The sequence below is a fragment of the Amycolatopsis sp. NPDC089917 genome (genome assembly GCF_040684635.1).
In the GTDB taxonomy this organism is placed as follows: domain Bacteria; phylum Actinomycetota; class Actinomycetes; order Mycobacteriales; family Pseudonocardiaceae; genus Amycolatopsis.
On the sequence record NZ_JBFBGL010000021.1, the window covers coordinates 109,924 to 124,381 of the forward strand.

Here is a 14,458-nt window from a genome sequence, read left to right on the forward strand (position 1 = left end):
GGGGCTTACAGGTCCAGTACGAGCCGGTCGGTGCACGAACGTGAGACGCAGGGGAACATGCAGTCCCCCGCCGCGCGGTCCTCGGCGGTGAGCAGGGCGTCACGGTGGTCGACGACGCCGTCGAGGACCGTGGTCTCGCAGGTGCCGCAGACACCCTCCATGCAGGACGAAAGCAGGTCGACGCCGACCGTGCGCATCGCGTCGATCACGGTCATGTCCTGGGTGACGGTGACCGTCGCGCCGCGGCGCGCCAGCACGATGTCGAACGGCTCGTCGCGCACCGGCGCGCCCTGCTCCGGTGCCGAAAACCGCTCGACCCACAAGGTGTGCGCGGGCCAAGGGGCGCAAGCGTTCTCGACGGCTTTGAGCAGCCCTTCCGGGCCACAGCAGTAAACGCGGAGGCCGTCACGGACCTCGCCGAGCCAGGACTGGAGATCCGGGCGGCCCTGCTCGTCCTCGGGGACGATGTGGACCTTGTCGCCGTACGCGGCGAGGTCGTCCGTGAACGCCATGGAGCTCCTGGTCCGGCCGCCGTAGACGAGGTTCCAGTCCGCGCCGGTGAGTTCCGCCTGATGGATCATGGGGAGCAACGGGGTGATCCCGATCCCGCCCGCGATGAAGAGGTAGTTCTTCGAGGGCACCAAAGGGAAGTTGTTGCGAGGACGGCTCACGCCGACGGTGTCACCTGTTTCGAGCTCGTCGTGCACGTACGCGGAACCGCCTCGGCCGTCGGTCTCGCGCAGGATCCCGACGCGGTATTCGTAGGCGTTCCAACGATCTCCGCACAGGGAGTACTGCCGGGTCAGCCCGCCGGGCAGCACCAGGTCGATATGCGAACCGGGGGTCCAGTCGGGCAGGCGCGCCCCGTCCGCGGCCTTGAGGACCAGCGAGACGACCCCTTCGGCGACGACGTCCTTGGCCGCGACGCGCAACGTCGTCTGCACCAGCGCCTGCATCGTGACCCCGCCCTCCGCTGAAGTTCGTGCTCTCCACGGTTCCACGGCGGGCGGCGGCGTACGTCTCCCTGAATGCTCGGGTGCTTGAGCAATCGGGAATATTGTTCGGCGGGGTGCGCGGGGCGGACCATCGGGTTCTACGTCGATCCATGGAGGACGCATGTCGCATATCACGGTGGATCCCACCAAGCCCGGAATCATCGGCCTGTTCGCTTTCCGCCCTGAGACCGCGAAACCGCTCGGCGAACTGGTCGAGACCCTGCTGCGCGGCCCGAGCTCGCTGACCACCGGCGAGCGCGAGCTGATCGGCGCCGTCGTGTCCAAGGAGAACGACTGCTACTTCTGCGCCGAGGCGCACGGCGCCTTCTCCGCCGCGCAGATCGAGGGCGGCGCCGCCACCGTCGACTCGGCCAAGCAGGACATCGACGCCGCGCCGATCTCGGACAAGCTGCGCGCGCTGCTGAAGGTCGCGCTGGCCACGCGCGAGAGCGGCCACTCGGTCACTTCCGCCCTGGTCGACAACGCCAAGGCCGCCGGCGCTTCGGAAGCCGACATCCACGACACCGTACTGATCGCTTCGCTCTTCTCGCTGTTCAACCGGTACGTGGACGGTCTGGCGACCGACGCTCCCGACCAGCCCGAGTGGTACGCCGGTGCCGCGCAGGCGCTGGTGGCCGGTGGGTACGCCGCGATCTCGGGTGCCGCGCAGGCCCAGGCCGCCTGACCCGCTTCGGTCCGGGTGGTCGTGAGTGGCAATTAGGGTTCTAACCCGAATCGCCACTCACGACCCACCTGGACCGGCGGGCATGCCGAAGGGCCCGTCGCCGGTGTGGTGGCGGGCTCCTCGGTCACGCAAGGATCAGGTGACGACGCGGTGCAGCAGGTTGCGGCGGGGATGTCGTAACGGATCGAGATACTGCGGCGGCACGAATTCCGGTATCCCGTCGGGTGCCATCCGGACCTGCCAGTCGTCGTGGTGGATCAGCCGGTGATGGAACGAGCAGAGCAGGACCAGGTTCCGGAGATCGGTCGGTCCGCCGTCTGCCCAGTGCTGAATATGGTGGGCGTGACAATGCTTCGGAGCCCGATGACACCCGGGGAACGCGCAGCCTCCGTCGCGGATGTTCAGGGCCCGGCGCTGGCCGGGGGTGACGAAACGTCTCATGCGCCCGACGTCCAAAGGCTCACCGGCGGCGCTGAGCACCACCGGGATCATCAAGCAGTCACACGCGGCCAGGCGTGCTTCGCGGGCGGTGATCTCCCCGACGAAGTCCAGGCACGCGGTGCCGACCCCGGACTTCAACGCCTCCAGGCCGATGGTGACGTGCACGAGGGTGCGGTACCCGGACGTGCCGGGCTGGTCGGGGCAGGCGATCGCGAGGTCGAGCAGGTCGGCCCAGGCGTCACCGTAGCGTTGCGGCATGGTGCGGTGGTCGGCCTGGCCGAACTCGTCGACCGGCCGCCGCGCGCCGTGCGCGTCCAGTGCGGCGGCGGTCCGGACGCCGGTCTCGGGGTCCAGGAGCCCGGACAGTCTCCAGAAGCCGTCCTTGCGGCGCTCCAGGAACACCTCCCGCCGCGGCGGAGCGGGTTCCGGATCTTTGGGTTCGTTCCCGTCGGGGTCGAGGTGCGCGAGCAGGTCCGCACCTGCTCGGCCGATCTCCTTCGGCCCGGCACGGCGGGCGAGGTCGGCCAGGATCTTCTCCGCCCCGTCACGCTCCTCCGCAGAAACCTCGGCCGGGACCTTCCGCAGCACGTCCAGGATCGCGTCGACGTGCTGCTCCCCGAGCTCGCCGTCCTCGGCCGCGGCGGCCGTCGCGGGCGCGAACACCCTCGCTCCACCACCGACCTCCGGGCAAGGGTTCAGCGCCAGCGCCCGGTTCACCACGTCCTTCGCGTCACTGTGGGAAATCCGCGCCACGTCGGCGAACCAGCGCGACGCGCTCCCATAGCCGAACAAGTCCTCCGCGCCCCGCGACTCGACCTCCGCCAGATACTTCCCCAGCCCGGCCGACGCCACCCTGATCACCTGCAGGAGTTGCGTCACGCCGTGAGCAAGCTCCAGCTTGCCGGCGCGCCACAACTCCTGCGGCAACTCGGGAATGAGGGTCTCGGACACACCCTCATATTACCGAAATAAACCGAACAATAAATCGTAATTTTAAGCGACAACGCAAGCCGCGCAATTAACCACCAGCGGGTGAATTCGAATCCCAAGACGATTACCCAGGGTTCGCGAGCGGCAAGGTGGTCGCGAGTGGTAAGTGTCGTTCTAACGACACTTACCACTCACGAGCCAAAACGCGACCCGCGCGACCCAACGCTAAGCCGCCCGAGGAACCACCGGCTCAGGCCCGGGTTCCGGAGGCGCCGACGACGACCGGACCGAAGCGGGAGAAGTGGCCGAAGCGAAGAGCCCGATAATCCCCAACGGCACCAACAGCAGCGTCAGCGCCGTACTGATCCCGAACGTCTGCGCGAGCCATCCGAAGATCGCCGGTCCGGCGAGCACCCCGGCGTTGTGCAGCGTGCTGTACCGCGCGATCGCCAGGCTGGTGTTGGACTTCGTGCCGTGCCCGACCGCGCTGGAGATGATCGGGATCGCCACCGCGAGCCCGACACCCGCCATCGCGAGCCCGGCCAGGCCGAACCACACGCTCTGCACCATGACGGCGAGCAGGACGCCGGCCGCGGTCATCGCCATGCTCCAGCGCACCAGCGCCACGGCGCCGAATCGCCGGTGCAGCCGGTCGCCGATCAGCCGGGTCCCGGTCTGCGCCACGATGAACGCGAAGTAGCCCAGCGACGCGATGTTCGCCGCGGCGCCGCGTTGTTCGCTCAGGAACACGCCGCCCCAGCTGGACACCGCGCCTTCGCACAGCGCGACGGCCGCGCCGAGGCCACCGAGAATGATGACCGCTCGGGTCCAGCCGGAGAAGAAGCCGACCTTCGGCGCCTTTTCCACCGCGGAAGACGAAGCGGTGCGGGATTCCGTCAGCAGCCAACGACCGCTGAACAGGGCGATCACCACGAGCACCACCGAGACGACCCAGAAATGGGTGCTCAGCGAAAGATCCGCCCGGACCGCCAGCACCGTGCCGCCCGAACCGAGCAGCGCGCCGATGCCCCACACCGCGTGCAGGCTGTTGAGCACCGGTCGCCGCGCCCGCCGCTCGACCTCGACGCCCTGGGCGTTCATCGACACGTCGAGCAGACCGGCGATGACACCCCACGTCAGCATCCCGAGGCCGGCGGTGACCGCGCCGGGCATCGCCGCCATGAGCGGCAGGAACCACGGCAGGACGAGGGAAGTGACACGGATGACGGCCCGGCTGTCGAGATGGTTCGACAGATGCCCGGCCAGCTGCATCGCCAGCAGCACGCCGACGGTCTGGCTGAGCAGCACCATGCCCAGTTCCGCGAAGTTCAGCCCGAGTTCGATCCGCAGCTGCGGCACCCGCGCGAACCACGAGCCGAGCATGATCCCGATCATCAGGAAGATCCCCGAGATCGCGATCCGCTGGCGCCGCACGTCCTTCACCGGATGGATCTCCAGCCCGCTACTCATCGCCGCTCGCCACACCGGACGTGTTCCCGAAACCGGACTCGCCGGTCCAGCTGCCCACTTCCACATGGGCGTTGAACGGCTTGCCCTCGGCGTTCCGCATCGGCGGCCGCCGGTGCGCGAGGTGCAGGAAGACGTCGTCGTACTGCGTGACGTCGCCGGCCGCGGAGATGCGGTAGAGCATGTCCTCGTCCTCGCCGCCCCAGCCCTTGTAGCGTTCGTCGAAGCCGCCGATGCGGGTGAAGATCTCCGGCCGCGTCCACAGGCAGGCGCCGGGGACGTCGCGCAGCAGCAGCCCGCGCGCGCCCGCAAGGGGTGCTTCCGGCGTGTTCTCGCCGCAGCGGCGTTCGATCAGCCAGTCGCTCGAAGCGCCGTCCAACGACAGCATCTCGGTGTGCGGCAGATGCGCGTCGGCGCGCTGGTCGGCGAACCGCGCGTGGTTGCGCTCCAGGAATTCCCGGTCCACCAGGATGTCCGCGTCGAGCAGGCACAGGGTCCGCGCCGCGCCGAGGGTTTCGCGCACACCCACGTTCAGCGTCCAGGACTTGTTGAACAGCCCCTCTCCCTGGATGTGCACGTAGTGGTCGACCAGCGGTTCGACGACGTGCTTCCACCGCGGCTTCTCGTCGAACTCGACGACGGTCACCCGGTACCGGTCCGACGGGAACGTCTGGTCGCGCAACGCGAGCAGGCAGGCGGTCAGGTTCCGGATCCGGCCGGCGCCGTCCCGGTCGGACAGCGGGACGACAACGAGGATCTCGTCCCCCGTCCCGGAAGGCCGCGAGCGTACCCCCTGGGCGAGTTCCGTCAGCCTGTCGAGTCCGGCGGGCTCGGCTTCCGGTTCGTAGAGCCGGCCGCGGAAGTAGTTGATGTAGACGTTGTCGTCCGCCGCGTCGGCCTCTTGAGCCAGCTTCGAGGCCAGCGAAGGGTTTTCGTCGAGCAAGGCGACGACGCGCTCTTCGAGGCGGCGTTCGGCGAACGTGTCGGTCGGCTGCGAGACGAGCCGCCGGTACGTCACGTCATGCCCGATCTCGGCTTCGAGCGGGTCGACGACGGCACGGTAGAAGCGTTCGCTGTGCATCCAGTAGTCGGCGGCGACGTCCGGCACCGCGGGATCGTTGGCGAGGACGACGTACCGGACGATCCGCCCCGCGAGATCCGCGCTTCCCGGCTCGGCCTTCCAGTAGGCCGACGCCGAGGCGAACGTCTTGCCGCCGGTGCGGGTCGGCCGGATCTGCATCGGATTGGTAGCCCGTAACACGCACATCGGGCTGCAGTCACAGGGATGCGGTTGCACTGCTCCTCCGTCCCTCGTTCATTTCGCTGATTCGGACACCGAGCGTGACAGTCCGTCGCGGGACGGAACGTCTTCTTGATTGCCGACAACTTCGAAGTTCTCCGGTTCCCGACGGGTGAGAAACCGCATCAAGGGCCCGGTGACGGCGGTGGTGACGACGGCGACCAGGACGAGCATCGTGAAGCCCAGCTGGTTCACGAGGCCGTATTTCAGCCCGATGGTGGCGACGACGAGTTCGGTGACGCCCCGGCAGTTCATCAGCGTGCCGAGCTGGATCGCCTGGTTCCGCGGCAGCCCGGCGAGCCGAGCCGCGCCGCCCGCGCCGAGGAACTTCGTCAGCTGCGCGACGACCAGCACCCCGGCGAACAGCAGCCAGTGTGAGGCGTTCGTCCCGAGCAGGCCGATCGACGTGCTCAGCCCGACCAGCGCGAAGAACAACGGCAGCAGCACGACGAGCGTGAACCCGCGCAGCTGTTCGCTGATCCGCTCGACCAGCGGGCAGTCCCGGGGCACGGCGGTGCCGAACAGGAACGCGCCCAGCAGCGCGTGCAGCCCGAGGATCTGGGTCATCACGGCGAAGGCCAGCGCGCCCACGAGCAGCACGACGGTCATCACCTTCTCGGACTCGATCCGCGTGACCAGCGCGCTCAACGCCCGGCGGACGACGACCTGGGTCACGACGACCAGCACCACGGCCAGGATCGCCGTCATGGCCGGGTTCCCGCTGCCGTGGACCCCGGTGCCCACGAGGATCACGGTGAGGGTCAGCCAGGCGACGCCGTCCCCGATCGCCGCGCTGGTGACCGAAAGCGCGCCGAGTCCGGTGCGTTCCAGGTTCAGGTCGACCAGGATCCGGGCCAGCACGGGCAACGCGGTGATCGCCATCGCGAGCGCGAAGAACAGCACGTAGCCCGCCGTCGGGGCGTCCGCGCCGGCCAGCACGGACGACGCGGCGAACGCGACGCCGATCCCGGCGGCGAACGGGAGGCCCATCCCGCCCAGGACCACGGCGCCGACCAGGGACTTCCGTTCGATGCGGTCGGTACGCAGTTCGCAGCCGAGCAGGAACATGAACACGACCAGGCCCAGTTGCGCGGCTTTGTCCAAACTGGACATCACCTCGGGCGAGAACAGCCACGCGCCCGCCGACGGCCAGATCAGCCCCAGCACGGACGGGCCCAGCAGGATGCCGCCGACGATCTCGCCGAGCACCGGCGGCTGGCGGAGTCTTCGCAGCACCTCCCCGCAGAAATGACTGACCAGCAGGATCGCCCCGACGGCGAGCAGGAACCGCGTGATCGGTTCGATGGCCATGAACCCACCTCTCCCCAGCGAGTACAGACACCGAGGGGCGTGGGTGACCGGTGAAGGCCACCCACGCCCCTCGGCTGGTGGATCAGGCCGCGTCGGCCTGGTTTTCGCTTGCCTCGGCCAGTTCGGCGAGGCTGGTGTGGATGTGGTCGGACACCGCGGCCACGGTGGGCTTGGCCCACAGGATGGTCGGCGGGAGGTCCAGCCCGTAGCGCCGCTGCAACCGCACCCGCAGCGCCACCGTCATCACCGAGTCGACACCGAGTTCGACCAGCGGCCGCTTCAGCTCGATGTCACCGGCGTCCAGGTTCAGCTCCGCCGCGACCTGCTCGCGGACGTCGGCGGTGACCTTCTCGCGAGTGTCCTCTTCGGACAGGTTCGCGAAGTCGACCGAGAACCCGGTGCCCGCGCCCGCGTCGGCGCTCTCGTCGACCACCGTGAGCTCGCGGAACATGGGCAGCTTCCGCTGGTGCGGCGGGGTCGGCAGGACCCGCAGCACCGCCTGGTAGTCCGAAGCGAACCGGTCGCCGAACGCCCACGCCCGGAACGCCTCCGAGGCGGAGACGGCCTCCAGGCCGCGGGAGTTCGCTTCCAGCATGGTCGTCGCGATGTCCTGCGACAGACCGACACCGCGCCACGCCGTCCAGCCGAGGCTGATCGTGTCGTTGGCGCCGCCGGAGTTGCGGTGCGTGGCCAGCGCGTCGAGGAACGAGTTGGCCGCCGCGTAGCTCGCCTGCCCGGAGAGGCGGGCGAACTGGCCGCACGAGGAGAACAGGACGAAGAAGTCGAGCGAGCCCGCCGGGAAGAGCCGGTGCAGCACCAGCGCCCCGCCGACCTTCGGCGCGAACACGTCGCGCAGCCCGTCCTGGTCGACCTTGTCCACCAGCGCGTCGTTGACCACACCGGCGGCGTGGATGACGCCGGTGACCGGCGGCAGTCCCAGCGCGCCCGGCGCGAGCGCCTCGGCGACGGCGTCCTCGTCGGTGATGTCCAGCGCCAGCACGCCGACCGTGACACCGAGCGCTTCGAGCCCGAGGACGCTGTCGATCTGGTGCCGCACGTCCGGGTCGGTCACGGAAGCCCAGTCCGCGCGCGGCGGCAGGCCACGGCGGCCGGCCAGCAGCAGGCGGCGGGCGCCGCGGTCGACCAGCCAGCGGGCGACCTCCAGCCCGAGCCCGCCGAGACCGCCGGTGATCAGCACCGTGCCCGAAGGCGAGCAGTGCAGCGGGGAACCGTCGGCGCTGCGGGTGATCTGGCTCAACCGGGCCACTTCCGCGCCTTCGCCGGTCAGCGAGATGACGTCCTCGTCACCGGCCGGGCCGCGGAAGACCTCGATCAGGCGCGACCCGAGGTCCGGCGCCGTGCAGTGCTCGACGTCGATCGTGCCGCCCCACAGCTCCGGGTGCTCGCCGGCGATGATGCGGCCGACGCCCCACAACGGGCCGTGCGCGACCGAGCGTTCGTCGGTGCCCTGCCGGACGCCGCTGGTGATCGCCCAGATCCGCTGGGTCGCGACCTTGCCCTTAGAGGTCGCCTGGAGTTCCGCGATCCGCTGCGCGGTGCGGATGAGCGACCACGTCGTGCGTTCGGTCGAGTCCTCCAGCCGCTCGCCCTCCGCCGCCCGCGAAGGCGCGACGACGACCGCGCCCGGGTTCGCGAACTGTTCGGCGGTGAGGTCGAGCGGTTCGCCGTCGACGGCCACCTCGACCGCGGTGGCGGTGATCCCGGCGGCGGTGAACTGCTCCACCAGGGTGCCGGTGGTGGCGGGCGGGCCCACCACGACGATCTGGTCGAGGTCCGAGGCCAGCGTGGGCTCGGGCAGCTCGTGCCAGGTGATCTCGTGGACCAGGTCGCGCGGCAGGACCGCGGTGCCCAGGTGCTCGACGGCCGCGAACTTCAGGCCGATGACCTCGCTGATGATGTCGCCGTGCTCGTTGGCGACCAGCACATCGACGGTGTCCTCCGGCGACTTCGGCGAACGCGTGGCGTGCACGATGATCCGCGCGGGCGGCTCACCCTTCCACGCCACTTTCTCGATGCCGCGCGACATCCACAGCACGGTGGCGTGGCCGGGCGAGACCACCATCGCGCTGATCGTGAGCGCGGCGTCGATCACGTGCGCCCAGCTCGTCGCCAGTTTCGCCGGCGGCGCGACGCAGTCCATCAGCGCGAGCTGCTCGACGTCGTCGTAGTAGAGCTCGCTCATGTCCCACGGGAAGGCGTAGCCCTCGACGCCCATCCGGCCGAACATCTCGTCGGCCTTCGTGAGCGACCCGCTGGGCAGGCGGTCGCGGATCGTGGCGAAGTCGATCCGGCCCTCCGGCGCCTTGGCGCCCGTGTCGATGGTGGCGGTGGTGTGCGTGATCCACTCGTCGCTGTCGGCGCTGGTCTCGTCCGCGATCCGGGTGGCCAGCGCGAGCGAGCGGCCCTCCTTGACGATCTGGACGATGCGCGCCGGCTGCACGGCGAGCGGGGTGCGCAGCACGATGTCGGTCAGCGCGGGCGCGACCTCCTCCTCCGCCGCGAGGGCGAAGGTGTTGATGATCGACGCCGCCGGGGTGACCTCGACCCCGACCAGGCCGTGGCTCTGCGGGTACGGACGGCTGTCCATGTCGAGCCGGGTCTGCCAGACCTGCCGCGACGGGGCGCCGGACACGGTCATCCGGCCGCCGAGGAGGCTGTGGCTCTCCGGGTCGTGCCCGCTGCCGAGGCCGGCGTCGGCGCCGGTCTCCGGGAAGATCCAGTACGGCTTGTGCTGCCACGCGGCCGCCGGGATGCCCAGCAGGTCGCCCTCGGCGAAGTCGCGCGTCCAGTCGATCTCGACGCCCTGGACGTGCAGCTTGGCGAGGTTGTGCAGCAACGTGCCGACCTCGTCGGTGTTGCGGCGCAAGGTCGCGCAACCCGCGAGGTCGTCGATGCCGAGGCTTTCGGCGGTCTCGATGATGGAGTGCGAGACGACCGGGTGCGACGAGATCTCGACGAACACGCGGTGCCCGTCCTCGAAAGCGGCCTCGACGGCTTCGGCGAAACGCACCGGGTTGCGCAGGTTGCCGGCCCAGTAGTCGCCATCGCGGGCCACGCCGGAGCGCGGGTCGGTCAGCGCGGTGCTGTAGAGGCTGACCGACGGCGTGCGCGGGGTGAGCTGACGGGCCGCGGCGGCGACCTCTTCCAGCACCGCGTCCACGTGCGTGCTGTGGAACGCGATGTCGGTGTCGACGACGCGCATGTCGATGCCCTCTTCACGCCACTGCGTGACGAGTTCCGCGATCGCGGCCTTGTCGCCCGACACGACGGTCGACGTCGGGCTGGCGGAGATGGCGGCGACGAGGTCGGCACGGTCACCCAGCTTGGCCTGGACCTCGGTGAACGACAGGCTCGCCAGCACCATCCCGCCGTCGCCCTCCAGCCGCTGCAACGCGGCCGCGCGGCGGCAGGCGAAGCGAGCGGCTTCGAGGATGTCGAGCGTTCCGGCGGCCACCGCGGCGGCGATCTCGCCGACGGAGTGCCCGATGATCGCGCTCGGCTTGACGCCGCGGCTGCGCCACACCTCGGCCAGGCCGACCTGCATGGCGAAGGTCAGCGCCTGGACGTGCGCGGCGGTCCAGGGACCGCCGTCGAGGATCGCCTCACGCGGCGTCCAGCCCAGTTCCTCGCGGTAGACACCGGCCAGCGAGTCGATGATCGCGGCGAATCCAGCGTGCTCGGCGAGCAGCTGACGGCCCATTCCGGACCACTGCGAACCGTGCCCGGAGAAGACCCACACCGCGCCGTCGCTCTGCTGTCCCGCGCGGGCGATCAGGATGCCGGACGCGGGTTCGTCGACGGCGAGGGCGCGGAGCCGCTCGGCCAGCTGCTCGGTGGAGGCGGCGATGACCGTGCCGCGCTGCGGAAGGTGCGAACGACGCTGCGAAAGCGTGTACCCGATGGACCCGAGCGAGGCGCCGGGGTTGGCGTCGATCCAGTCCGCGACCGTGCCGGCCAGCGCGCGCAGGCCCGCTTCCGACATCGCCGAGATCGGGAAGACCTTCCGGGTGCCATCGCTGGTTCCCTTGCCCGCCTTGGTCTCCGGCTGCGCGGGGCCCTCTTCGAGGACGACGTGGGCGATGGTGCCGCCGACGCCGTAGCTGGAGACACCGGCGCGGCGGGTGCCCTCGCCGGCGGGCCACGGGGTGGTCTCGCCGACCAGCTTCAGGCCCGAGGCCGGGTCGGAGATGGCGTCGTTGGGCTCGGTGTGCAGGCTCGGCGGGATCTGCTCGTTCCGCAGGGCCAGCACGGTCTTGATCACGCCGGTGATGCCGGAGCCGCCCTCGACGTGCCCGATGTTCGGCTTCACCGAACCGACCAGGCAAGGGTTCTCCGCCGAGCGCACCGAACCGATGACCGCGGCGAGGGCCTCGACCTCTTCGCCGTCGCCGGTCGGGGTGCCGGTGCCGTGCGCCTCGACGTAGTCCACGGTGGACGGATCGACGCCCGCCCGCTCGTAGACCTCGCGCAGCATGTGGGCCTGCGCGTCGGCGTTCGGCGCCATCATGCCTTCGGACCGGCCGTCCTGGAAGACGCCGCTGCCGCGGATCACGGCCTGGATCGGGTCGCCGTCGCGGACCGCGTCCGAAAGCAGCTTCAGCACGATGACGCCGGCGCCCTCGCCGCGGCCGTAGCCGTCGGCGTTCTTGTCGAAGGCCTTGCTGGTGCCGTCCGGCGACATCGCGCCCGCGCCCTCCAGCGCGACGTTCAGCGCCGGGGTGGCCATGATGTTGACGCCGCCGACGAGCGCGATCGACGTCTCACCGGTGCGCAGGCTCTGCGCCGCGATGTGCAGCGCCGTCAGCGACCCGGCGCACGCGGTGTCGACGGCCATGCTCGGGCCGCGGACGTCGAGGAAGTACGAAACGCGGTTCGCGATACCGTAGAACGTCGTGCCGTTGACCGCGTACGCGCCGGTGAGGGGGATGTCCTCCAGCAGGCGGCGGCCGTAGTCGTTCGAGTTGGCGGCGACGAACACGCCGGCGTCGGAGTTGCGCAGCGAAAGCGGCGGGACACCCGCGTCCGCCAGCGCCTCCCAGGCCAGTTCGAGGATGAATCGCTGCTGCGGATCGAGGAAGTCCGCCTCACGCGGTGAAATGCCGAAGAAGTCGGCGTCGAACCCCTCGATGTCGTCGAGGAAGGAGCCGCGGATCGTGGTCCCCCTCAGGATCGCGGTCGCCTGCGGGCTGCTGGCCGCGTAGGACTTCCACCGCTTCTCGGGCATGTCGCTGACGGTGCTCTTACCATCGGCGAGGAACTCCCAGAACTTCTCCGGAGAGTCGAGGTCTGGAGCGAACCTGCAACTCATACCGATGATCGCAATGGCTTCGTCGGGTGCTTTGTTCTCGCTCAAGTCCTCGCTCCTCGATATAGATCGCCCGACCGGAGACAACACAAGATTCCGGCGCCTCGTTGTACGGACAGCGTCTTCCCTGCCGCGTGACTCCGGCATCTCCTCGACTGCTTGCGCGCGATCCTCGAGCGACCTTCGAGTGCGAGCGCAAGGTTCGAGACGCCTTGGCGCGCACCGTTTCCCTACTGTCCGGTCGGGACCCATATCGAGGAGGAGCCATGCCGGGATCAGCCGGGCGGTCGACCGGGTCGGGGGTCGTGCCGTGGCCGCGCGCCGCCGCGGACCGCTATTTCACCGAGGGCTATTGGGAAGGCCGGTCGCTGGGCACGCATCTGGCCGAGACCGCGCGCAAGTACCCGGACGAGGTCTGCCTCGTCGACGGGGACGTGCGGATGACGTTCGGGGAGCTGCTGGCCAAGGCCGACGGCGCGGCGATCCGGATGAGCGCGCTCGGCGTCGGCGGCGACGACCGCGTCGTCATCCAGCTGCCGAACTGCTGGGAGTTCGTCGTCACCACGGTCGCCTGCCTGCGGCTGGGCGCCGTTCCGGTGTGGACGATGCCGCAGTTCCGCGAGCACGAGATCGGCGGGATCCTCGCGAACGCCGAGGCGACCGCTATCGTCGTGCCCGATGTCCACAAAGGATTCGACCATCAGGCGCTGGCCCGCGAGGTGCTGCCGGACGGGCTCGTGTTCGTGGTCGGCGAGGACGTCGCCCCGGGCAACGTCGACCTGCGCGGGCTGTTCGTCGCGGACGAGCCCGCCGAGGTCACCCAGGCGCTCGACGCCGCCGCGCCGAACGGCGACTCCGTCGCGACCTTCCTGCTTTCGGGCGGGACGACGGGGCTGCCGAAACTGATCCCGCGCAGCGGCAACGACCTGACCTACATGATCAAGACGGCGTCGGAGATCTGCCGGTTCGGACCGGAAACCTCGTACCTGGTGGTACTTCCACTGGGGCACGGGTTCGCGAACACCGGACCGGGGATCCTGGGGGCGCTGCTGTCCGGCGGCCGGGTCGTCATCGCGCCGTCGCCCGCGCCGCGGCAGGCGTTGCCGCTGATCGAGAGCGAGCGGATCACCGCGACGTCCGCGGTGCCGGCGATCCTGCACCGGTGGATCGAGTACCTGGACACCGAACCCGGGATCGATCTGTCCACTTTGGAGATGATCCAGATCGGCGCCGCCAAACTCGAACCCTCCCTGGCGGCTCAGGTACGGCCGAAGCTCGGCTGCACGTTGCAGCAGGTTTTCGGGATGGGCGAAGGACTTCTGTGCCTGACGCGGCTCGACGACCCGGACGAGCTGATCCTGCACACCCAGGGCAAGCCGATCTCGCCACACGACGAGATCCTTTTGGTGGACGAGGAAGGCGCGCCGGTGCCGCCGGGCGAGCCGGGGATCCTGCTGGTCCGGGGCCCGTACACGACGCGCGGCTACTACCGGTCCCCCGAGCTGAACGCACGGGCGTTCGTCGACGGCGGCTGGTACAACACCGGTGACATCGTCCGCGTGACCCCCGAGGGCTACCTGGTGGTTTCCGGCCGGGAGAAGGACGTCATCAACCGCGGCGGCGAGAAGATCAACGCCGAGGAGATCGAGACGTTCGCCCTGGACATCGACGGCGTGAAGCACGCGGCGGCGGTCGCCATGCCCGATCCGGAGCTAGGCGAGGTCGTCTGTCTCTACGTGGTCGCCACCGGACCCGTCGCGCTGCGGGACGTCCACGACCTGATGCTCGCCGCGGGCGCGGCACGGTTCAAGCTGCCGGAACGGCTGGTCGTCGTCGACGCCCTGCCCGCCACCGGGATCGGCAAGGTGGACAAGAAGGCGCTGCGGGCGGACATCGCCTCCCGCCTGGCCGCCTGAAAGTCCGTGAAGGCCTCCTTGAGGGACTCTGGGTCCCTCAAGGAGGCCTTCACGGAACGCGCTAAGCCTTGACCAATTCCACAATGG

Annotated in this window: 8 protein-coding genes; 2 read left to right on the plus strand and 6 right to left on the minus strand. The window is 69.8% G+C overall.

The window, feature by feature from the left end; translation table 11 throughout:
- Positions 1–5: 5 nt before the first annotated feature.
- The gene (locus AB0N89_RS17805) at positions 6–956 is read right to left on the minus strand and encodes a PDR/VanB family oxidoreductase (RefSeq protein ID WP_364205585.1); all 951 of its coding nucleotides are present in this window, start codon (positions 954–956) and stop codon (positions 6–8) included.
- 160 nt (positions 957–1,116) lie between these two features.
- On the opposite strand from AB0N89_RS17805, the gene AB0N89_RS17810 reads away from it, so the two are divergent.
- On the plus strand, positions 1,117–1,680 hold the full coding sequence (locus AB0N89_RS17810; protein WP_364205587.1) for a peroxidase-related enzyme: 564 nt from the start codon (positions 1,117–1,119) through the stop codon (positions 1,678–1,680).
- 135 nt (positions 1,681–1,815) lie between these two features.
- On the opposite strand, the gene AB0N89_RS17815 is transcribed toward AB0N89_RS17810, so the two are convergent.
- From AB0N89_RS17815 to AB0N89_RS17835, 5 genes are all read right to left on the minus strand, one after another.
- Positions 1,816–3,072 (minus strand): DUF222 domain-containing protein, encoded by a 1,257-nt coding sequence (locus AB0N89_RS17815; protein WP_364205589.1) that lies wholly within the window; start codon positions 3,070–3,072, stop codon positions 1,816–1,818.
- Between the two features lie 204 nt (positions 3,073–3,276).
- On the minus strand, positions 3,277–4,521 hold the full coding sequence (locus AB0N89_RS17820) for an MFS transporter (RefSeq protein ID WP_364205591.1): 1,245 nt from the start codon (positions 4,519–4,521) through the stop codon (positions 3,277–3,279).
- Positions 4,514–5,758 carry a galactosyltransferase-related protein gene (locus AB0N89_RS17825; RefSeq protein ID WP_364205593.1) on the minus strand — a complete coding sequence of 415 codons (1,245 nt, stop codon included), beginning with the start codon at positions 5,756–5,758 and terminating at the stop codon, positions 4,514–4,516. The genes AB0N89_RS17820 and AB0N89_RS17825 overlap by 8 nt, the downstream gene beginning before the upstream one ends.
- A gap of 75 nt (positions 5,759–5,833) precedes the next feature.
- Positions 5,834–7,129, minus strand: coding sequence for a cation:proton antiporter (locus tag AB0N89_RS17830; protein ID WP_364205595.1), 1,296 nt, complete (start codon positions 7,127–7,129; stop codon positions 5,834–5,836).
- Between the two features lie 82 nt (positions 7,130–7,211).
- Positions 7,212–12,545 (minus strand): acyltransferase domain-containing protein, encoded by a 5,334-nt coding sequence (locus AB0N89_RS17835; protein WP_364205597.1) that lies wholly within the window; start codon positions 12,543–12,545, stop codon positions 7,212–7,214.
- Between the two features lie 176 nt (positions 12,546–12,721).
- Here AB0N89_RS17835 and AB0N89_RS17840 point away from each other — a divergent pair, with 176 nt between their 5' ends.
- Positions 12,722–14,371, plus strand: coding sequence for an AMP-binding protein (locus tag AB0N89_RS17840; RefSeq protein ID WP_364205598.1), 1,650 nt, complete (start codon positions 12,722–12,724; stop codon positions 14,369–14,371).
- The last annotated feature ends 87 nt before the right edge of the window (positions 14,372–14,458 follow it).